This window comes from Stenotrophomonas sp. 2201_Sma, from assembly GCF_056486685.1.
The window spans coordinates 63,744-84,754 of record NZ_CM151329.1 but is presented as its reverse complement, the minus strand read 5'-3'; the positions used below and the strand labels follow the sequence as shown (position 1 = coordinate 84,754).

Annotated in this window: 19 protein-coding genes; 12 read left to right on the top strand and 7 right to left on the bottom strand. The window is 68.2% G+C overall.

All coding sequences use genetic code 11. The features are described from left to right. Window positions 1-12: 12 nt before the first annotated feature. Together ACZLIF_RS00365 and ACZLIF_RS00360 are read right to left on the bottom strand one after the other, a co-directional pair. Entirely contained in the window at window positions 13-1,005 is a 993-nt protein-coding gene (locus ACZLIF_RS00365; protein ID WP_065174096.1) for a patatin-like phospholipase family protein, read from the bottom strand. Window positions 1,006-1,187: 182 nt separating this feature from the next. Then, window positions 1,188-2,210, bottom strand: a complete 1,023-nt coding sequence (locus ACZLIF_RS00360) for a TIGR00266 family protein (RefSeq protein ID WP_053516031.1) — start codon at window positions 2,208-2,210, stop codon at window positions 1,188-1,190. 160 nt (window positions 2,211-2,370) lie between these two features. On the opposite strand from ACZLIF_RS00360, the gene ACZLIF_RS00355 reads away from it, so the two are divergent. Continuing rightward, complete coding sequence (locus tag ACZLIF_RS00355; protein WP_128987654.1) at window positions 2,371-4,638, top strand: TonB-dependent receptor; 2,268 nt, start codon at window positions 2,371-2,373, stop codon at window positions 4,636-4,638. A gap of 106 nt (window positions 4,639-4,744) precedes the next feature. Here ACZLIF_RS00355 and ACZLIF_RS00350 read toward each other — a convergent pair whose 3' ends face one another. Next, a complete protein-coding gene (locus tag ACZLIF_RS00350; RefSeq protein ID WP_065182115.1) occupies window positions 4,745-5,584 on the bottom strand; it encodes an acid phosphatase in 840 nt (279 codons plus the stop codon). Between the two features lie 259 nt (window positions 5,585-5,843). Between ACZLIF_RS00350 and ACZLIF_RS00345 the strand changes: the two genes are divergently transcribed. Together ACZLIF_RS00345 and ACZLIF_RS00340 are read left to right on the top strand one after the other, a co-directional pair. Continuing rightward, a complete protein-coding gene (locus tag ACZLIF_RS00345; protein ID WP_065182116.1) occupies window positions 5,844-6,722 on the top strand; it encodes a hypothetical protein in 879 nt (292 codons plus the stop codon). An 11-nt stretch (window positions 6,723-6,733) separates the two neighbouring features. Next, window positions 6,734-7,939 carry a DUF4785 domain-containing protein gene (locus tag ACZLIF_RS00340; protein ID WP_128987653.1) on the top strand — a complete coding sequence of 402 codons (1,206 nt, stop codon included), beginning with the start codon at window positions 6,734-6,736 and terminating at the stop codon, window positions 7,937-7,939. 88 nt (window positions 7,940-8,027) lie between these two features. Here ACZLIF_RS00340 and ACZLIF_RS00335 read toward each other — a convergent pair whose 3' ends face one another. After that, entirely contained in the window at window positions 8,028-8,870 is an 843-nt protein-coding gene (locus ACZLIF_RS00335) for an ABC transporter ATP-binding protein (protein WP_322523088.1), read from the bottom strand. Between the two features lie 130 nt (window positions 8,871-9,000). Between ACZLIF_RS00335 and ACZLIF_RS00330 the strand changes: the two genes are divergently transcribed. From ACZLIF_RS00330 to ACZLIF_RS00315, 4 genes are all read left to right on the top strand, one after another. Beyond that, on the top strand, window positions 9,001-10,203 hold the full coding sequence (locus ACZLIF_RS00330; protein ID WP_128987652.1) for a DesA family fatty acid desaturase: 1,203 nt from the start codon (window positions 9,001-9,003) through the stop codon (window positions 10,201-10,203). Next, entirely contained in the window at window positions 10,200-10,529 is a 330-nt protein-coding gene (locus ACZLIF_RS00325) for an EF-hand domain-containing protein (RefSeq protein WP_128987651.1), read from the top strand. Before ACZLIF_RS00330 ends, ACZLIF_RS00325 begins: the two co-directional genes overlap by 4 nt. A gap of 19 nt (window positions 10,530-10,548) precedes the next feature. Next, entirely contained in the window at window positions 10,549-11,361 is an 813-nt protein-coding gene (gene mutM, locus ACZLIF_RS00320; RefSeq protein WP_053516047.1) for a bifunctional DNA-formamidopyrimidine glycosylase/DNA-(apurinic or apyrimidinic site) lyase, read from the top strand. Between the two features lie 105 nt (window positions 11,362-11,466). Then, window positions 11,467-13,071 carry an OpgD/OpgG family glucan biosynthesis protein gene (locus ACZLIF_RS00315; protein ID WP_053516049.1) on the top strand — a complete coding sequence of 535 codons (1,605 nt, stop codon included), beginning with the start codon at window positions 11,467-11,469 and terminating at the stop codon, window positions 13,069-13,071. A gap of 37 nt (window positions 13,072-13,108) precedes the next feature. Here ACZLIF_RS00315 and ACZLIF_RS00310 read toward each other — a convergent pair whose 3' ends face one another. Beyond that, on the bottom strand, window positions 13,109-13,819 hold the full coding sequence (locus ACZLIF_RS00310) for an SEL1-like repeat protein (protein WP_128987650.1): 711 nt from the start codon (window positions 13,817-13,819) through the stop codon (window positions 13,109-13,111). Between the two features lie 103 nt (window positions 13,820-13,922). Continuing rightward, entirely contained in the window at window positions 13,923-14,543 is a 621-nt protein-coding gene (locus ACZLIF_RS00305; protein WP_128987649.1) for a thymidine kinase, read from the bottom strand. Between the two features lie 102 nt (window positions 14,544-14,645). On the opposite strand from ACZLIF_RS00305, the gene ACZLIF_RS00300 reads away from it, so the two are divergent. After that, window positions 14,646-16,622, top strand: a complete 1,977-nt coding sequence (locus tag ACZLIF_RS00300; RefSeq protein WP_128987648.1) for a UvrD-helicase domain-containing protein — start codon at window positions 14,646-14,648, stop codon at window positions 16,620-16,622. Between the two features lie 86 nt (window positions 16,623-16,708). Further along, on the top strand, window positions 16,709-17,236 hold the full coding sequence (locus ACZLIF_RS00295) for a GNAT family N-acetyltransferase (protein ID WP_053516055.1): 528 nt from the start codon (window positions 16,709-16,711) through the stop codon (window positions 17,234-17,236). Window positions 17,237-17,284: 48 nt separating this feature from the next. On the opposite strand, the gene ACZLIF_RS00290 is transcribed toward ACZLIF_RS00295, so the two are convergent. Further along, entirely contained in the window at window positions 17,285-17,935 is a 651-nt protein-coding gene (locus tag ACZLIF_RS00290; protein ID WP_128987647.1) for a YceH family protein, read from the bottom strand. A gap of 99 nt (window positions 17,936-18,034) precedes the next feature. On the opposite strand from ACZLIF_RS00290, the gene ACZLIF_RS00285 reads away from it, so the two are divergent. The 3 genes from ACZLIF_RS00285 to ACZLIF_RS00275 all read left to right on the top strand — a co-directional run bounded on the left by ACZLIF_RS00285 (window position 18,035) and on the right by ACZLIF_RS00275 (window position 20,715). Further along, entirely contained in the window at window positions 18,035-18,952 is a 918-nt protein-coding gene (locus ACZLIF_RS00285) for a 5'-nucleotidase, lipoprotein e(P4) family (RefSeq protein ID WP_128987646.1), read from the top strand. Beyond that, on the top strand, window positions 18,949-19,674 hold the full coding sequence (pyrF, locus tag ACZLIF_RS00280; RefSeq protein WP_128987645.1) for an orotidine-5'-phosphate decarboxylase: 726 nt from the start codon (window positions 18,949-18,951) through the stop codon (window positions 19,672-19,674). The genes ACZLIF_RS00285 and pyrF overlap by 4 nt, the downstream gene beginning before the upstream one ends. A gap of 219 nt (window positions 19,675-19,893) precedes the next feature. Beyond that, window positions 19,894-20,715: a serine protease gene (locus ACZLIF_RS00275; protein WP_065182122.1), complete on the top strand. Its 822-nt coding sequence runs from the start codon at window positions 19,894-19,896 to the stop codon at window positions 20,713-20,715. The last annotated feature ends 296 nt before the right edge of the window (window positions 20,716-21,011 follow it).

The following is a 21,011-nucleotide window of genomic DNA, read 5'->3' as shown; positions in this document are numbered from 1 at the left end:
GCGGGCGAGGGCTCAGCACTTGTCCTTGCGCCCCATCAGCCTGCCCAGCCGCGAGGTCTCCTCGCACTTCGGCGCGGCTACCGGCGGCGGTGCCAGTGCGGCGGCGCGCGCCTTCTGCAGCTGCTGGATCTTCGCGCGGATCTGCGGCATCGCGGCCATCGCCGCCTTTTCTCCCTCCAGGATCGCGGTCCCGCGCTGGCTGAAATCAGCCGCACCGATATCCAGCACGCGCGGGCGGATCACGATGTCGGCGCGGGCCAGTTCCTGCTCGCCCAGGCGCTGGCCCATGATCGCGATCGACTGGTTGACGATGCCGAGCATGTCAGTCGGTGCCTTGCCACTGGCCTTGCTGGAGATGTCCACGGCGATCACGAAGTCGGCACCGAGCTGGCGCGCGGCATCGACCGGCACCGGGCTCACCACGCCGCCATCGACGTAGTTGCGTCCGCCGATCTTCACCGGCTCGAACACGCCGGGGATGCTGCTGGACGCACGGACGGCCTGGCCCACGTTGCCGCGCACGAAGATCGCGCGTTCGCCGGTTTCGAGCTGGGTGGCGACGGCGGCGAACGGTTTCTTCAGGCGCTCTGCCGGACGGTTGGCGACCTGCTCGTTGACGTAGTCCTGCAGCTTCTGGCCCTGCACCAGCCCGCCGGAGAACAGGCGCACGTCGCGGATGCTGGCTTCATCCAGCGCGACGGCCCGGCTCTGCATCTGGAACGCATCCATGCCGCTGGCGTACAACGCGCCGACCACACTGCCGGCGCTGGTGCCGGACACCACCACCGGCTCGAAGCCATTAGCCTCGAGCATCTTGATCACGCCGATGTGGGCAAAGCCCTTGGCCGCGCCGCCGCCCAGCGCGATGCCGATCTTCACCGGCTTGGCCTGCGGCACCACGGTCGGCGCCGGCGGCGGCGCCGGACGCACCGGATCGCCACCGCAACCGGCCAGCAGGCCAAGCAGGGCAACGGACAGCAGCACGCGGGGACGGAACAGGCTCATCGGCAATGCGCTCGCGGCGCCGGATTCAGGGAAGGGCGCCAGCATACCGAAGCCACGGCGGGCCGGGCAGGGCAGGACGACGCCCTATTCATGGACCGCCATGGGTAGCGCCGGGCATGGCCTGGCGGGCAGTTCGGGGCCGCTGCGCTCGCCGGGCATGGCCCGGCGCTACCCGTGGGCGATCAGAACCGGTTGTCGCCGTCGAGGATGCGGCCGATGCCGCCCAGCACCGAGCCTTCGCCGCGGTTCTGCCCACCTCCCTGCGGCGCGGCCATCCACATCCGGCCGGCCAGGCGCGAGAACGGCAGCGATTGCAGCCAGACCTTGCCCGGTCCGGTCAGGGTTGCCAGGAACACGCCCTCGCCACCGAACACCATGCTCTTGATGCCACTGACCCGGCGCACGTCCATGTCCACCGTCGGGTGGTAGGCGACCACGCAGCCGGTATCGACGTCCAGGCGCTCGCCGGCGGCCAGTTCGCGCTCGACCACACAGCCTCCGGCGTGGATGAACACCCAGCCATCGCCTTCCAGCTTCTGCATGATGAAGCCTTCGCCGCCGAACAGGCCGGTCATGATCTTGCGCTGGAACTGCACGCCGATCTGCACGCCGCGCGCCCCCGCCAGGAAGCTGTCCTTCTGGCAGACCAGGCGGCCACCGTGCTGGTCCAGCTTCATGGCCAGCACGGTGCCGGGGTAGGGCGCGGCGAACGCGACCTTGGCCTTGCCCTGCCCGGTATGCGTATAGAGCGTGGCGAACAGGCTCTCGCCGGTCAGCACGCGTTTGCCGGCCGACATCAGCTTGTCCATGATGCCGCCGCCCTGGCCGCTGTGCGTGCCGTCGCCGAACACCGTATCCATCTGCACCGAGGCGTCCTTGAACATCAGCGCGCCGGCTTCGGCGATGGCGCTCTCGCCGGGATCCAGCTCGATCTCCACAAACTGCATCTCATGGCCGACGATGCGGAAGTCGATGTCGTCGGCCCGGCCCCGCGCAGGCCCGCCCGGCACGGGTGGCGGCGTGTTGGGCATGCCCGGGGCGGGCGCCTGCAGCTCGGGCACCTCGGCGATGGCGGTCCAGCCGCTCATGCCCTGGCACCAGGCCAGCGCGCGGGGGTTGGCCTGCGCGTAGCGGCGCGCGGCTTCGTCATCGAGCGGCCCGATGCGGTCGGCCTGGGCGGAGGAATGGAAGTACCACTGGGTCATGGCGGTGCGCCGGGTCGGGGTGGGAAAGCCCGAGTCTAGCGACCCTCCCCGGTGGCCCGCGACCGCGCCATGAACAGCGGCCATTTGCGGCGCAGGTGCTGTATTGCAACAATTATCTGGTAGCGCCGTTTTACCACCCCTCCAAACACAGCCTACCGCCATGTCCCCGACCCGCACTTCCCGCGGCCGTATTCCGGTCGCGCGCCCCCTCGTTGCTGCTCTTTCCGCCCTGCTGCCGCTGGTTGCAGCCGCCCAGGAAACCCCCGCCGCCAAGGATCCGGTCGCGCTCGATACCCTGCAGGTGACGGCCCAGCGCCGCGTCGAGAACGCCAAGGACGTGCCGGTCGCGATCACCGCGATCCAGGGTGAGAAGCTCGATGTGCTCGGCTCGGCCGGCGACGACATCCGCTTCCTGGCCGCGCGCGTGCCCAGCCTCAACATCGAATCGTCCTATGGCCGTGCCTTCCCGCGCTTCTACATGCGCGGCCTCGGCAACACCGACTTCGACCTCAATGCCTCGCAGCCGGTCTCGCTGGTGTACGACGACGTGGTGCAGGAAAGCCCGCTGCTGAAGGGCTTCCCGTTGTTCGACCTGGCCAACGTGGAAGTGCTGCGTGGACCGCAGGGCACCCTGTTCGGCCGCAACACGCCGGCCGGCGTGGTCAAGTTCGATTCGGCGCGTCCGTCCCAGGATGCCGATGGCTACGTCCGCGTCGGCTACGGCAGCTACAACAGCTGGAACGTGCAGGGCGCCTACGGCGGCCCGCTGACCGACCGCTGGTCGGCACGCGTTTCGGCGATCTACCAGCGCCGTGACGACTGGGTCGACAACACCCGCGTCGGCGCGCCCAACAGCGGTTTTGAAGGCTATGACGAGGCCGCCGGCCGCGTGCAGTTCCTGTACGAGGGCGACGATTTCGAGGCCCTGTTCAACCTGCACAAGCGCAAGCTCAACGGCACCGCCCGCCTGTTCCGCGCCAACATCATCCAGAAGGGCAGCAACGCGCTGGTCGAGAACTTCGACCGCGACAAGGTGGCCAACGACGGCGTGAACTTCTCCGACCTGGAAACCTGGGGCGGCAGCGCGCGCCTGCAGTGGAACCTCGGCTCGGTGACCCTGCACTCCATCACCGGCTACGAGACTGCCGAATCGCTCAACCGCGGCGATATCGACGGTGGCTACGGTGCTTCGTTCCTCGGCGCCGGCAATTATGGCCCGGGCTTCATTCCGTTCCCGTCCGAATCGGCCGATGGCCTGCCGCACCACCGCCAGTGGACCCAGGAATTCCGCGTGGAATCCAATGAGTGGGGCCGCTTCGACTGGCAGGCCGGTGTCTTCTACTTCGATGAAGACGTCACCATCGACAGCTTCAACTACGACTCACTGACGCCGGGCAATCCGCAGACCGGCCATGCCGTGCAGAGCCAGCGCAACAAGGCGTGGGCGGTGTTCGCATCGGGCGACTTCGATGTCACCGACCGCTTCAAGCTGCGCGCCGGCGTGCGCTACACGCAGGACAAGAAGGACTTCACCGCGCGCGTGCTGCAGGCCGTGCCCGGCGGCACCCCGGTGAGCGGCCCGTACCTGGCCGACACCGACGTCGATGACGTCAGCTGGGATGTCAGCGGTGTGTACAAGCTGACCGACAACGTCAATGCGTATGCGCGCGTGGCCAAGGGCTTCCGCGCGCCGTCGATCCAGGGCCGTCTGGCCTTCGGTGGCGTGTCGCAGGCCGATTCCGAGAAGGTGATCTCGTACGAAGCCGGCATCAAGGCCGACCTGTTCGATCGCCGCGCCCGCCTGGGCTTCAGCGTGTTCCGCTACGACGTCGACGGCCAGCAGCTGATCGCGGTCGGCGGCAGCAACAATACCGCCACCCTGCTCAACGCCGACAAGACCATCGGCCAGGGTGTGGAGCTGGACCTGGAAGCCTACCTGGCCGACAACGTCCTGCTGACCCTGGGCAGCAGCTACAACGACACCGAGATCAAGGACGGAAACCTGGCCGTGGCGATCTGCGGCGGTGGCTGCACCATCACCGACCCGACCACGGTGATCAACGGCGGCACCTACGCCCTGGTCAACGGCAATCCGCTGCCGCAGGCGCCGAAGTGGATCCACAACATGACCCTGCGCGTGGGCTTCCCGCTCACCGATGGCAGCGAGCTGTACGCCTACACCGACTGGGCCTACCGCAGCCCGGTGAACTTCTTCATCTACGAGTCGCCGGAGTTCCGCAGCCGCAGTTCGCTGGAAGGCGGCCTGCGCCTGGGCTACAACTGGGAGTACGGCCAGTACGACGTGGCGGTGTTCGGCCGCAACCTCACCAACCAGACCCGCGTGGTCGGTGCGATCGACTTCAACAACCTGACCGGCTTCCTCAACGAGCCGCGGACCTGGGGCGTGGAGTTCACCGCGAAGTTCTGATGCGGTCGCTGTAGCGAGGCAATGCAGAAGGGCCGGCGCAATGCCGGCCCTTCCGCGTTCGGTGTCCGCCGGGCGTGGCCCGGCGCTACCTGTGCGCCGCGAGCGCTTACAGCGCGCTCTGCGGGCGTACCTTCAGCACTGCCTCTTCGGCGGTGCAGTTGCGGCTGGAGTGCAGGCCGGCCTTGCGCGCGGCGGCGATCTCGCTGCGTGCCGCCAGCAGGTCGCGCTGGAACGCGGCATTGTCATGCAGCCGGGCAACGGCGGCAGCCCCCATGAAACGGCCTTCGAGGATGTCGCTCTGCCAGTGCACGTTGCACACCAGGCGGCTCTCGCCATAGTTGCGGCCACGGGCCTGGATGGCATCGGCACGATCCGGCGCGATCTCCGACAGGATCAGGGCCCATGCCCAGCCGATCGAGGTGTGGCCGGACGGATAGGACCCGTTGCTGCGCAGGCCCGCTTCATCATCCGGCGTGCAGGTCGGCTCGCCATTGACCATGAACGGGCGCGGGCGCTGGTAGTGGTTCTTGGCGACCTTGGTGGCAGCGCTGGCGTCGATCCGGCTGCGCTCCAGCAGGCGGTACAGCGCGGGCGTCTTCACCGCGTCCACATCGATGTCGACCGCGCAGGAAAACTGGTTGGCACCTTCCGGAAAGCCCAGTTCGGCATCCAGTGTGGCCTGGGCGAAGCGTGGGCTGCCGCGCAGTGCACGCGCTTCGCGGCTGACCTGTTCATCCAGGGCGAAGCCCGCCGAGCCCGCGGCGGGTGGCGCCGGAACCAGGGCCAGGCTGGCCGGTACGGCGCGCGCGTCCAGATAGCCCACGGCCTTGGTGGTGACGTTGGCTTCGACGGCGGTCGGCCGGGCAGCAGACGCGGCACAGCCGGCCAGCGCCAGCACGATGGCCAGGCCAAGCAGGGGACGGGCAGGGCGGAAGATCACAGACATGGTCAGGCTCAGCAGAGGAAACACCACGCCATGATCGCAGCCCGCAGCCGGCGTCGCAGTGGCCGTCGGTCATACGGCCAGACCCGGCATGGTCATCAAAACGGGGCAAAAGCGTCATCGCGCTCCGCCATTCTCCCGAATCCGGGCGCAGCGCACGGACTTTCACGCGCCGGGGCACCGAGCATCGGCGCAACGATGGCATGCATGCCATTCCATTCCAGCCGGGTCGGGGGGATCCGCTGACAGAGGGAGAGAAGCGATGCGCAGCACCGCAACAGGAAGTACCGTCCTGGTCCTGCTCGCCACCATGGCCGTCACGCCGGCCACCGCCGCCGATGTGGTCGGCGTGGCCTTCGTGCACGGCACCGGCGCGCAGACCAACGCCACCCAGGACTACTGGCAACCGGCGATCATCGACACCGTCCGCCAGGGGCTGCCGAACAGCAGCAACTATGTGGTCATCAACTGCGATTTCACCCAGTACATGTGGAAGCCGGAAGCCGCCGGCTGCCTGGCCGACCAGCTCACCGGCTTCATCAACAGCCGCGGCATCACCCAGCTGGTGGTCATCACCCATTCCAACGGCGGCAACGTGATGCGCTGGATCCTCTCCAACCCGACCTACGACAGCCGCTACCCGAACATCATCCGCACGGTGCGCAAGGTCAACGCGCTGGCACCCTCATCGGCGGGTACGCCGCTGGCCGATGCCGTGCTCAACGGCAACACCTTCGAAACCTCGCTGGGCTGGCTGCTCGGTTACAAGAACGATGCCGTGCGTATGCAGCAGGTCGCCAGCATGGCCACCTACAACGCGCAGAACCTGTACGGCACGGCCGGTCGGCCGGCACTGCCCAAGCCGTTCCGCGCGGTGGTCGGCAGCGATGTCGAATCGGCCGTGTGGGACAGCAACAGCTACTGCGGCGGCTACGCGGCCAACGTCGGCCTGGAGTTCACCCAGAACTGGCTGTCCTCGTGCTCGGACGGATTCCTGGAGTGCAGCAGCCAGAAGGCAGCGGGCAGCACCTGGTTCACCGACACGGCGCGTACCCAGGGCGCCGAGCCGTTGAGCCACAACCAGAGCCGCCGCGAGTGCTTCGGCCTGGGCGCCATCCTGCGCAACGACCTGGCCCAGTGAGGACGACGACGATGACGATGATTTCCCTTCCGCTGACCACCGCCGTGGTGGCAGCCCTGGCCACAGCCTCCGTCACGGTGCACGCTGCGCAGCCGCTGCGCGCCCTCCCCGGCGACCAGGTGGTAGCCGCGCTGGTGGCCGCACCGCTGCCGCCTGACGACAGCGAACACGCGCCCCTGGCGTTTGCCTGGGCACTGGACCCGGCGCAGGCCCTGCAGGCCTCCACGCCCTACGCCTCGGTCAGCCGCAGCTACTGGCAGCAGGTCGATGGCGCGCAGCTGCAACGTGGCCTGGAGCTTCCGCTGACCGCCCCCGATGCGGTGATCCAGCTGAGCCCGGCAGCCGGTGCGCGCGCGGTTCCGGCGCAGTCACTGCAGGTCCGGGATCCGGCCGGCCGCAGCAGCGTCGCCCGCGCCGTCGACGCGCGGCAGCTGCAGGACGCCGGCATGCCCGTGGGCGAAGGCAGCAGCATGCTGCGCACCGGCACGGGCAGTGCTGCGGGAAATTACCGCCTGCAGAGCGCGCAGGCGCAGGGCCGCTACGTCGTACAGGTGCTTGAACCCAACAGCCCGTTGCGGCTGGAGGTGCAGGCCAGCCAGGCGCAGGTCCTGGCCGGCGGCAGCGTACAGCTGCGGGCACGCCTGCTTGAAGACGGAGCCAGTCCCGCCCAGTTGCAGGCGCGCCGCGGAGGACTGGGCGGCGAAGCCTTGCTGGTCGCACCCGATGGCCGCAGCTGGCCGCAGCGGTTGCTGCGTACGACCGACGGCAGCCTGCACGCGCAGGTACGGATTCCCGCCGAGGCCAGCAACACGCAGGGCCTGTGGGAACTGCAGGTGTTCGCCCAGGCCGATGGCGTACTGCGCGACGGCAAGGTCGCCTTCGCCGTAGCCCGGCCGACCGCCCGCTTCGTCGGGCGGGCCACACCGGACCAGGCCAGCCGGCGCGTGGCGCTGCCGTTGCAGGTCGCCGCCGCCGGGCGCTACGAAGCGCGCGGCACCCTGCACGCCACGGGCCCGGATGGCCAACTGCGTCCGGTCGCGCAGGCGCACGCCGCCGCATGGTTCGACGGTCCCGGTCGCGGCCAGCTGGTGCTGCCGTTCGACCAGGCAGCGCTGCCGGCCGGCTTCGGTGCCCCCTTCGAACTGCGCGAGCTGCAGTTGCATGACCAGAGCCGGATGGCACCGATCGAGTCACGCGCAGTCGCGTTGCGGTTCTGAGGCGTGACGTGGCGGGCCGGAATGCCGGCCCGCTACCCTGCGCCGCCTGCGGCGCCACGCCGACGCCGGCACTGCGCAGGCGTACTGCTCACCCCGCGTACGCCGTCAGCCGGCCATCCTGTTCAACCACCCGGATCGGCCCGCCGAACACCGCCGACAGAGGCCCGTCGCACAGCAGCGCGGCCCGACTGCCGTCGGCCAGCACGCGGCCGTCGCGCAGCAGCACCACCCGCTCGATCTCGGGAATGACCTCTTCAATGTGATGGGTCACCAGCACCAGGGTGATGCCCTGCTGCGCCAGTGCCCGCATGGTCGCGATCAGCTGCTGGCGGGCGACCAGATCCAGGCCGGTGGAGGGTTCGTCCAGCAGCAGCGCCTGCGGCCGGTTCACCAACGCGCGCGCGATCAGCACCCGGCGCGTCTCGCCGGCAGAGAGCTCTGCATAGGCGCGCTCGCGCAGGGCCAGCGCACCGGTCATCGCCAGTGTCTCGCCGGCGCGGGCACGCATCTCGGCGGTCACCTCACGAAAAGCCGGCACCACGCAGCTGGCGAAGAAACCGGACAGCACGGCCTGCTCGACGGTCAGCCCCGGCATCTCGGACAGCGTGCTGCTGAGGTCACCGGTGACGATGCCCAGCTGCGAGCGCAGCCGGTCCACCTGCCAGCGGTTCTGGCCCAGCACCTTCACCGCGACCGCGCCGTCGCCCTGCGCCAGCGGGTAGAGCTCGCGGGTGATCAGCTTGATGAAGGTCGATTTGCCGCAGCCATTCGGGCCGAGCAGGGCGGTGTGCTGGCCCTGCGCGATGCGCAGGCTCAGCCCATGCAGGACCTTCACCTGGCCGCGCATCACGCTGGCGCGGTCCAGTTCGATCAACGGCGGCCGCTCCCCGGCGGACGGGACGGCGACAACGGCGCGGGCGCGCGGATCCAGGCTCGACAACTCAGGTCCCCAACTGTGAACGGTGCCACGGAAGCGGTGCTGGCGCACCGCGGTCAGAGGTGCAGTTTGCAACGCAAGCGGCCATGATGTCTGCCATCCCCGTGCGATCCGGAGAGCCTCCATGTCCGATGCCCTGATATCCCTGTTGACCGGTGGCGTGCTCGGCCTGGGAGGGTGGGCCATGCTGGCGGTGCTGCTGGTCTTCACCCAGATCACCATCTTCTCGGTGACGCTCTACCTGCATCGCAGCCAGGCCCATCGCGGCGTCGATTTCCATCCGGCACTGGCCCACGTGTTCCGCTTCTGGCTGTGGCTGACCACATCGATGATCACCCGCGAGTGGGTGGCCATCCATCGCAAGCACCACGCCAAGGTGGAGACCGAGGACGACCCGCACAGCCCGGTCACGCGCGGCATCGGCACGGTGTTCTGGCGGGGAGTGGAGCTGTATCGGGAAGCACGCGGCATGCGCGCGGATATCGAGCAGTACGGACGCGGCACGCCCGACGATGCCATCGAGCGCCACCTGTATACCCCGCATGCGATCCTCGGCCCGGTGCTGCTGCTGGCCATCAACAGCGTACTGTTCGGCCTGCCGGGCGTAGCACTGTGGGCGATCCAGATGGCGTGGATTCCGTTCTGGGCGGCTGGCGTGGTCAACGGCCTGGGGCACTGGTGGGGTTACCGCAACTACGAATCGGCCGACACCTCCACCAACCTGACACCGTGGGGCGTCTGGATCGGTGGCGAGGAACTGCACAACAACCACCATGCCTTCCCCAGTTCGGCACGCTTTGCCATGCGGCGCTGGGAGGTCGACATCGGCTGGTACGCGATCCGCGTGCTGCAGGCCCTGCGCCTGGCCAGGGTGCTGCGCGTCGCACCGGCGATGGACGTGCGCCCGAACATCGCCGTGCCCGACGCCGAGACCCTGAAGGCACTGCTGTCGCATCGCTTCCAGGCGATGACCGATTACCAGCGCAACGTCTTCATGCCAGCCCTGCGCGAGGAAGCCGCCCAGGCGGGCGCCAAGCTGCGCCGGCTGCTGCCGCGGCGGCTGCGCCGCGGCCTGGTCAACGATGGGCGCTGGCTGAAGCCGGACAACCGTGCCCAGCTCAGCGAATGGGTGGCGCAACGCCCGCGCATCCGTGTGCTGGTCGAATACCGCGCGCGGCTGGCTGCGCTGCTGGAGGCGCGCGGGCACGATGCCGCCGAGCGCCTGCGACACCTGCAGGCGTGGTGCCGCGAGGCCGAGGGGAGCGGAATCGCCGCGCTGCAGGCCTATGCCGAACGGCTGAAGGGCTACACGCTGGTGGGCGCATGAGGGCAGGGGCGCTGCTGCTGGCCGCGCTGCTGCCGGCCGCCGCCCCGGCCCAGGTCAGTGACACCCGCAGCTACCTGCAGAAGATGGACAGCGACGGCGACGGCCGGGTCAGCGAGACCGAGTACGTGCAGTGGATGCTGTATGCCTTCGACCGCATGGACCGCAATGGCGATGGCGTGCTGACTACCGATGAACTGCCCGGTGGCAAGGGCAGAGCGATCACCCGCGAGCAGCAGCGGCAGGTCATCGTGCAGCGCTTCCACAAGCAGGATGCCAACGGTGACGGGTTTCTCGACGCCCGTGAGCTGTCCGCGCCCCCGCGTTGAGCGGGCGTAGAATCGGGGCATGCCTGAACTGCCCGAAGTCGAAACCACCCGCCGCGGCCTGGCCCCGCATCTGCAGGACCGCCGCGTCCACGGCGTGATCCTGCGCCGCGCCGACCTGCGCTGGCCGATTCCGCCGGAGATTGCGCAGCTGCTGCCGGGACAGCGCATCGAAGGCATCCGCCGGCGCGCGAAGTACCTGCTGCTGGACACGGCCATCGGCAGCGCCGTACTGCATCTGGGCATGTCCGGCAGCCTGCGTGTACTGCCCGGAGATACCCCACTGCGGCCACATGACCACGTGGATATCAGCCTGGACAACGGGCGCCTGCTGCGCTTCAACGATCCGCGCCGCTTCGGCAGCCTGCTCTGGCAACCGGCCGGGCAGGTCCATCCGCTGCTGCAGGGCCTGGGGCCTGAACCGCTGGACGAGGCCTTCCATGGCGATTACCTGTTCGCCCGCAGCCGCGGCCGCAGCGCCCCGGTCAAGACCTTCCTCATGGACCAGGCGGTGGTCGTGGGCGTCGGTAACATTTATGCCGCCGAGAGCCTGTTCAAGGCCGGCATCAGCCCGCTGCGCGAGGCCGGCAAGGTCTCACGCGAGCGCTACCAGCGGCTGGCCACCGCGGTGAAGGAAACGCTGGGCTACGCGATCACCCGCGGTGGCACCACACTGCGTGATTTCATCAGCCCCGATGGCGCACCGGGCTACTTCGAGCAGGAACTGCTGGTCTATGGCCGCGACGGGCTGCCCTGCCCGACCTGCGGACGCCCGCTCAAGCACGCCATGATCGGCCAGCGTGCCAGCGTGTGGTGCAGCCACTGCCAGCGCTGAGGCGGTCCAGCCAGCGGCAGCTGAATGGGAGGTTGCGCTCTCCGCTGCCCGTTAACGTTTGTCTGCCTATGATGGCCGACCCTTCCCTGTGCCTGACGCGCCTGCATGCAACGACGCGACTTCATCCGCAACGCCTCCCTGGCCCTGGCAGCCTTCGGCCTGCCGTCCCTGCCCGCCTGCGCCGCCAGCAGGAACGGCCAGGTCGGCCTGCGCCGCCTCGGCCAGCCGCAGCCGTTCAGCTTCGCCACCCTGAAGGGGCAGGCACGCGCACTGGCACAGGCCCCCTACCAGAGCCACAAGCGGGTGCTGCCGGGCCGGCTTGAAGCGCTGGACTGGGACCAGTACCAGTCCATCAGCTATCGCCAGGACCACGCGCTGTGGGCCGACCAGCCGGGCAAGTTCCAGGCCAAGTTCTTCCACCTGGGCCTGTACTTCCATTCGCCGGTGCGCATGTTCGACGTGGTCGACGGCCAGGCGCAGGAACTGGCGTATGACGGTGCAGCGTTCAACTACGGCAAGAGCGGGATCCGCAACGGCGAACTGCCGGCGGACCTGGGCTTCGCCGGGTTCCGCCTGAACACCCGCAAGGATACCGACCGCGATTTCGCGGCGTTCCTTGGCGCCAGCTATTTCCGCGCGGTCGGCAAGGAAGGCCAGTACGGGCAGTCCGCGCGCGGCCTGGCGATCGATACCGGCATGGGCAGGCCGGAGGAGTTTCCCGACTTCATCGCCTATTACCTCGAACAGCCTGCCGCCGATTCGGACACCATCATCGTCTATGCGTTGCTGGACTCGCCCAGCGTAGCCGGCGCCTACCGCTTCGCCATCACCAACGGCGATGTGCTGCTGATGGACATCGACAGTGCGCTCTACCCACGCAAGGCGATCGAGCGCCTGGGCATCGCGCCTTGCACCAGCATGTACCAGGTGGGTGAGAACGACCGCCGCATGGACTGGGACTGGCGCCCGGAGATCCACGATACCGATGGCCTGTCGATGTGGACCGGGGCCGGTGAGTGGATCTGGCGGCCGCTGTGCAACCCGCGCAACCTGCGCTTCAACATGTTCGTCGACCGCAATCCGCGTGGCTTCGGCCTTCTGCAGCGCGACCGCAACTTCGATCACTACCAGGACGACGGCGTCTTCTATGAGAAGCGCCCCTGCCTGTGGATCGAGCCGAAGGGCGAATGGGGCGAGGGCTCGGTGCAGCTGGTGGAGATCCCCACGGTCGATGAGACCTTCGACAACATCGTCGCCTTCTGGAATCCGAAGGAGAAGCCGCAGCCGGGACAGGAGCTGCTGGTCGGCTACCGCCTGTACTGGGGCGCCGAGCCGCCGGCACGGCCACCGCTGGCGCATTGCGTGGCCAGCCGCACGGGGCTGGGCGGTGTGGTCGGCAAGAAGCGCGAGTACTTCTCGTGGCGCTTCGCCGTGGACTTCGAAGGCGGCGAACTGGCAAAGCTGATCGACAAGGCCGAGGTCGAGGCAGTGGTGGAAACCAGCCGGGGCCGTGTCGAGATCGTATCGGCGCGTCCGCTGCGCGAGATCGACGGTTACCGCGCGATGTTCGACCTGGTGCCGCCGGAGGGCAGCACCGAACAGATCGACATCCGCCTGTACCTGCGCAGCGGTGGCAAGCCGCTGACCGAAACCTGGCTGTACCAGTACACGCCGCCGCCGGCCGGTGCACCGGAGCGGACGCTGTACTGAAGCAGACGGGTGCCGGCCACGTGCCGGCACCGGTAACTCACGGCTTGGCGTCGGTGGCGTGCGACTGCGTCGGCACGCCCACTTCCACCGTGCCACGGCGGATCTTCATCCAGGTTTCGTCCTGCCAGCGTTCGTACTGCTTGGGATCCCAGTACTTCGGATCGTACATGCGATCAGCCTTGATCGTGCGGGAGATGCCGCCGTCCATGTATACGATGTCCACATTGTTGGACATCGAGCCGACACGGCTGCCGGTCATCTCGCGCCGTCCCTTCCTCAGCACTTCCGCCATGCGCGGGCGGGCAACCTCGTCGCCATACTCGGCCCGCAGCGCGTTGGCCTGCGCACGCGCGGCCTCATGCTGCTCCAGTGGCAGCGCGGCCCAGTACTCGTTGCGCAGGTCCACGAACAGGGGGTAGCCGCGCTCGGCCGCCACATCCATCCAGGCAAATGCCATGAGCGGATCGCGCGGCTGGTTCACTCCATACCAGTACAGTTCGCCCAGGTAGCCCTGCGCAGGCTTGTCCGCGTAGCGTGCGGCCAGCCGGAAATTATCCATCGCGCCTTTGACATCATTGCGGTGCAGGGCGTTTACGCCCCACTGCCGGTACATCATGTCCGGGTGGTTGTCCATGAAGCCCGCGCCCAGCAGCGTGGGATCCTGCTCCACAGGAGGACGATCGGCGGCGAAGGCGGGCAGCCCCAGCGGCAGCAGAAGCAGCGGCAACAACAGAAGCGTGGAACGCATGGCGGACTTCCTGTTCGGCAGCAGACGTGGCCGCAGCCTAGGACCACTGGCCTGCAGCTGTAAACTGCCGGAGGTCACGCGTGCAGCGGCATGAGCCGGCGGATCACAGCGGCAGGGGCGCCTGCATCGGCTCGATGCGGCCTTCACCGCGGGTGATCTTCTTGAACTCGGCCCGGCTCACCGACACATAGCGGTCGTTGCCGCCGATCTCCACCTGCGGGCCGTCCTGCACGGCATGCCCATGCTCATCCACGCGGACGGTCATGATCGCCTTCTTGCCGCTGTGGCAGATGGTCTTGATCTCCTGCATCTCGTCGGCCCATGCCAGCAGGTACTGGCTGCCTTCGAACAGTTCACCGCGGAAATCGGTGCGCAACCCGTAGCACAGCACCGGGATGCGCAGCTGGTCGACCACTTCGCTGAGCTGCCAGACCTGCGCGCGGGTCAGGAACTGTGCTTCGTCCACCAGCAGGCAGCCCATCGGCCCGTTCGATGCCAGGTCCTGTTCGGCCCAGCGCTGCAGGTCGTTGTCGCGGTCGAACGCCATGCCTTCGGCGCGCAGCCCGATGCGCGAGGCCACCACGCCTGCGCCCGCGCGATCATCCAGGCGCGGGGTCAGGATCGCCACCCGCATGCCGCGCTCGCGGTAATTGTGCGCGCTCTGCAGCAGGGTGGTGGTCTTGCCGGCGTTCATCGCCGAGTAGTAGAAGTAGAGCTTGGCCATCGACGGATTGTACGCCGCAGCCCCGCTTGGCCGAAGCTGTTCAGCAACCCCACCGGCTGTCCGGCTGTGGTCCTCACACGGCCCCGCTACAATCCCCCTCCCATGCACGGTCTCAATCCTCCCCAAGCCGCCGCCGTCCTGCACATCGAAGGCCCGTTGCTGGTGCTCGCCGGTGCCGGCAGCGGCAAGACGCGCGTGATCGTGGAGAAGATCGCCCACCTGATCGGCTGCGGCCGCTACCCGGCCCGCCGCATCGCCGCGATCACCTTCACCAACAAGTCGGCCAAGGAGATGCGCGAACGTGTGGCCAAGCGTCTGCGCGAGCAGGACGCCGACGAGGTGACCATCTGCACCTTCCACGCCCTGGGCCTGAAGTTCCTGCAGATCGAGCATGCGGCGGTGGGCCTGAAGCGCGGCTTCTCGATCTTCGATGCCGACGACGCCGCCGCGCAGATCAAGGACCTGATGCATGGCGCCAAGCCCGACGATATCGAGGACATGAAGAACCTTGTGTCGCGGGCGAAGAATGCCGGTCTCTCGCCCGAGCAGGCGATGGCTGCCGCGCGCAGCAACCGCGAGAAGGAAGCAGCCAGCGTCTACGAGCGCTACCAGCTGCGCCTGACCGCGTTCAACGCGGTCGACTTCGACGACCTGATCCGCCTGCCGGTGCAGATCCTGGAGGAGAACCCGGAGATCGCCCTGGCCTGGCGCGAACGCATCGGCTACCTGCTGGTGGACGAATGCCAGGACACCAACGACGCGCAGTACCGCCTGCTCAAGCAGCTGGCCGGGGACAAGGGCAACTTCACCTGCGTGGGTGACGATGACCAGTCCATCTACGCCTGGCGTGGCGCCAACCCCGAGAACCTGCAGCAGATGGGGCGCGACTATCCCACCCTGGAGATCATCAAGCTGGAGCAGAACTACCGCTGCTCCAACCGCGTGCTGCGCGCGGCCAATGCGTTGATCGCCAACAACCCGCACGAGCACCTGAAGAAGCTGTGGAGCGATCAGGCCGACGGTGAGCGCATCCGCGTATGGGAATGCCGCAACAGCGAGCACGAGGCAGAGAAGGTGGCCGCCGAGATCGCCTTCGTGGCGCAGTCGCGCAACGTGCCGTGGAGTGACTTCTGCATCCTGTTCCGCGGCAACTTCCAGTCGCGGCCGCTGGAGAAGGCGATGCAGCTGCTGCGTATTCCCTATCACCTGACCGGCGGCACCATGTTCCTGGAGCGCCAGGAAGTGAAGGACACGCTGGCCTGGCTGCGGCTGCTGGTGAACCCGGACGACGACACCGCATTCATGCGTGCCGTGCAGGCGCCCAAGCGTGACGTGGGTGCCGGAACGCTGGCCAGGCTGGCCGAACTGGCATCGGAAAAAGACATGCCGATGGCCCAGGCGGCCGAGGCGATCGGCGCGCTGTCACAGCTGCCGCCGCGCGCTGCCAACAGCCTGGCGCGTTTCACCGACATCCTGCGCGACCTGCGCGCACAGATGCGGCAGGTCAGCTCCGGTGACATGATCCGCAAGGTCGCCAAGGAATCGGGCCTGCTCAGCGAGCTGCGCCAGCAGGCCAAGGAAGAGGCCAGCTACCAGCGCCGCGCCAAAAACATCGAGGAACTTGCGCAGTGGTTTGAAGGCGGTCCGCGCGGTGCCACCGCCGCCGATCTGGCCGGCCAGCTGGCACTGTTGTCGCGCAGCGACAAGGATGAGGGCGGCAACCAGGTGCGGATGATGACCCTGCATGCCTCCAAGGGCCTGGAGTTCCCGTATGTCTTCATCGTCGGCTGCGAGGACGGCGTGCTGCCGCACCAGGTCAGCCTCGATGAAGGCAACCTGCAGGAGGAGCGGCGGCTGCTGTACGTGGGTATCACCCGCGCCAAGATCCAGCTGTGGATGAGCTACAGCAAGCTCACCCGCAAGTTCGGCGAGCATGTGCGGCTCAAGCCCAGCCGCTTCTTCGACGAGATCCCGGCCGAGGAGATCCAGCGCGACGGCGCCGACCCGGTGGCCGATGCCGCGCGCAAGAAGGAGCGGGCAACGGCGGGACTGGCGGCGATCGAGGCCCTGTTCGACTGACCGGGGTCGGATCCCTTCCCGCAGGGAAGGGCTCTGACCCCAGCACATCGCCCTACAATCGGGCCTCTCCACCCACAGGTCTGCGCATGCATCCCATCGAAAGCGAACGCCTGCGGCTCCGCCGCATCGAGCCTGATCGTGATGCGGCGCCGATGCTGGCGCTGCTCAACGATCCTGGTTTCGTGCGCTTCATTGGTGACCGCAACGTGCACAGCGAAGCGCAGGCCCGCGAGTACATCGCCCTGCGCGTGCTGCACAGCTATGCGTTGAACGGGTTCGGCATGTATGCCATCGAGCGTCTGTCCGATGGCGCCTGGCTGGGCAATGCCGGGCTGGTCCGGCGCGACGGCCTGCCGGGACCGGACATCGGCTATGCACTGTTGTCGGAGTACACGGGGCACGGCTACGCGGGGGAAGCAGCGCGGGCGGTCTTCACCCACGCGCGCGGCGCCCTTGGCCTGCAGGACCTCTATGGCATCACCGACCTGGACAACGTCGTGTCCGGGAAAATCCTGCTGGGCCTGGGCATGTGCGAACAGGGGGTCATCCAGCTGCCGGGCATCGCCACGCCCAGCCGTCTGTATGCCACGCCGGGAGCGGCGCCGGTCGGCTAGTCCGCCTGTACCGCATCGACAGCGTTGGGCCAGGCCCGGCGGGCCGCCTCAGCCGCGCAGGTCCGCCAGCTGCGCCTGCAGTTCGGCCACTGCCGCTTCCAGCTGGGCCACCCGTTCAGCCAGGCCCGGGTCGGCCGGCTCGCTGCCACCGGCACCGCCTGCGTACCGTGCCGCCAGTGCCGCCGCGTCCACCTCGCCGCACAGCAGGTGCATATAGCGGTCCTCGCGCTGGCCGCTGGCGCGCGGCAGCACGATGAGCAGCTCACGCTGCTGCAGGCGCTCGATGGCGTGGCGGGCTTCGTCGGTGTCGGCGAAGCGGTACAGGCGCTCGCTGCGCGTGACCAGCTCGCCCAGTGTCTGCGGCCCGCGCAGCAGCAGCATCGCCAGCAGCACGGTCTGCTGCCGGGTCAGGTCCAGCGCGGCCTGCAGGCGATGCTCGTAGCGGTCTGCACGCGAGGAGAAGTGCTGGCGCGCCAGGCCCATCGACTCCAGCTGGCGCAGCGCGTGCTGGACACTGCCGGCGTCGACGTTCATCACCGGCTCGCGCGCGGTCTTCTGGTTGGCGGCCGACTGGGCGGCGTTGACCGTCAGCGGGTAGGTGTCCGGCGTGGTCGCCTCCTTTTCCACCAGGCAGCCCAGCAGGCGGGCCTGCACGGGGTCGAGCAGGGGACGGTCGGGGGGCTGGATGGCATCGGTCATGGCGGCCTCCGGGAAGGCATCGGGTCAACCGCCAAGCATAGCCGTCCCGATGGCGCCTTTGCCGGTAAAATGAGCCGATATCTGTTGCCGGTGAATGCCATGCGTCGTCCTGTTTCCCTGTCCCTCACCCTGCTCGCCACGGCGCTGCTGGGTCTGTCCGCCTGCAAGCGCGTCGAGACCCCGGCCACCGACGCGGCCGCTCCGGTGGCCCCGGCTGCCAAGACCGGGGCGGCCGGCGAAGCGACCGCCAACGACAACCTCAACGCGGTGCTGTGGATGCAGCGCGCGCAGGAGTACCGCGCGATCACCGAGCAGACCTACCGTGCCGCCGCCGACCGCCTGGACGGCGCGCTGAAGGAAGCCCACTGGGACGCGCTGGTGCCGGAAGAGCGCGGCAACGAGGCCAAGGGCCTGAAGCCCGCGGTGGTGCTGGACGTGGACGAAACCGTGCTGGACAACTCGCCCTACCAGGCGCGCCTGGTTCGCGATGGCAAGGAATACGACGAGCTGAGCTGGGACCAGTGGGTCGCGGAGAAGAAGGCCAAGGCGATTCCCGGCGTAGTCGATTTCGCCAAGGCGGCCAATGCCCGCGGCGTGACCCTTCTGTACATCTCCAACCGCGCCGTGCACCTGAAGGAAGCGACCCTGGCCAACCTGCGCGAGCAGGGCCTGCCGGTCGCCGATGACAGCGTGTTCCTGGGCCTGGGCACCGTGGTCGAAGGCTGCGAGCAGGCCGGCAGCGAGAAGAACTGCCGCCGGCGCCTGGCCGGGCAGAAGTACCGCGTGCTGATGCAGTTCGGCGACCAGCTGGGCGACTTCGTGGAAGTGACCGCCAACACCAATGAAGGCCGTGACGCACTGCTGCAGCAGTACCACGACTGGTTCGGCGAGCGCTGGTGGATGCTGCCGAACCCGACCTACGGCGGCTTCGAGCCGGCGCAGTTCAACAATGACTACAGCCAGTCGCGCCAGGCACGCCATGAGGCCAAGCGCGCTGCCCTGGACTACGCGCCGTGAGCCGCGCACCGCTGCCGCTGCGCGACGATGAGCGCCTGATCTTCGCGCTGGATGTCCCCGACCGCGTACAGGCACTGGCGTGGGTCGACCGCCTCGGCGACAGTGTGGCCTTCTACAAGATCGGCATGGAACTGCTGGCGTCCGGTGACTACTTCCAGGTGCTGGATGAGCTGGCGCGCCGCGACAAGCGCGTGTTCGTCGATCTGAAGTTCTTCGACATCCCCGCTACCGCGGCGGCGGTGATCCGGCGGCTGTCGCAGTGGCCGGTCAGTTACGCCACCATCCACGGCTGGCATCCGGCAATGATGGAAGCCTGCGCCGCGGCCAGCACCGGCGACATGCGCCTGCTGGCGGTCACCGTGCTGACCTCGATGGGGCGTCCGGACCTGGCGCAGATGGGGATCGACCGCGAGCCGGTGGACGTGGTGGTCGAGCGCGCGCTGGCCGCGCAGGCCGCCGGTATCGACGGAGTGATCGCATCAGGCCAGGAAGCCGCGCCGATCCGTGCCGCGAGCGGTGCCGGCTTCTCGATCGTCTGCCCGGGCATCCGCCCCGGTGGTCCGGTCGGCGACGACCAGAAGCGTACCGTCGGCGTCGCCCAGGCGTTTGCCGATGGCGCCGACGCCATCGTGGTCGGTCGACCGATCCGCCTGGCGGCCGATCCGCAGGCAGCGGCGCGGTCGATCCAGCAGGAAATCGCGTCGGCTTTGGCTGCACGCTGAGTCCCGCACCAACAGCGATCACGGTGACATCATGAACGCCATCGCGCTGCATGCGGGATGGCGTTCGCAATTGTGGCTCCCGTAATGACGCGACCGTCCCCACACCGATGAACTGTGAGCCCGCTCGCAGTGCGCGGGGGTGGTCGCCCTTCCAATCGATGCACCGGCGTGGACCGCGGCTTCGCCGGTTCCAATCATCGATAGAGGGAGTACAAGGATATGTATCGCAGCACCTCTTTGCTGTTCGGTGGCCTGCTGGCCGCTGCCATCTTTCCTGCCACCGCAGCAGCGCCGGCGACCGGGTCGCCCCACATCATCGGCGGCGCCCCGGCCGTGCCCGGCGAGTATCCGTTCATGGTCAGCCTGCAGGGCCTGGAGCTGGGGGACAGTGACTTCGACCGCCACGTCTGCGGCGGCACGGTGATCTCGCCGTCCTGGATCCTGACCGCCGCGCACTGCGTACAGGGCAACTCGCCCGCGCGGCTGGCGGTGCTGGCCGGCAGCACCACGCTGGCCACCGCGCCATCGCCTCGAGCGTCCAACATCAGGGCGATCCACGTGCACCCGGCCTTCAACAGCGGCAACACCCTGGAGCACGACGTGGCCCTGATCCACCTCAGCGCGCCGCTGGCCGACGTGCAGCCGGTTGCCCTGCGCCTGCGTCCGGACGCCAGCTATCTCAAGCCGGGTCGTGATTTCACCGTGATCGGCTGGGGTGACACCGGCATCGATGACGACGTGATCTACCCGACCGAGCTGCAGGCGGTGCGGACGCCCTTCGTGCCCTTCACGCAATGCCAGCAGGCGTACGCCGGTGAGCTGGCCCGCGGCAAGGTGATCTGTGCCGGTCGCGAGGGCATCGACAGCTGCCAGGGCGATTCGGGCGGGCCCCTGCTGTTGCGCCTGCGGGAGGGCTGGACCCAGTTCGGCATCGTCAGCTGGGGCGAAGGCTGTGCCCTGGCCGGCTACCCGGGGGTTTATGCCCGAATCGCCGAAAAACATGCCGTGGATTTCATCGAATCCGTGTGGCAACGCGATTGATTCAATAAAATCAATAAGTTGAATAACATTACATCATGTGTTGCCTTAAGTTGTGCGGCGGCGTAGGATCGCGCCATCCGGTCTTCGGACCGGACCTGCGCCACAACACTGTCCTCCGGCCTCGAGCCGGCTTGAGGAGCCTGTGATCCCCGTGATCCGGGCTCTTTTTTTATCCCGGTGGCGGCGTTGGGGTCAGATCCCTTCTGCCACAGCAGAGGGGATCTGACCCCCTTGGCTGGAAACCGTGACGTCCCGGCTTGCCGCTGTCACCTTGCAGGCCGCAAGATGCGGACCGG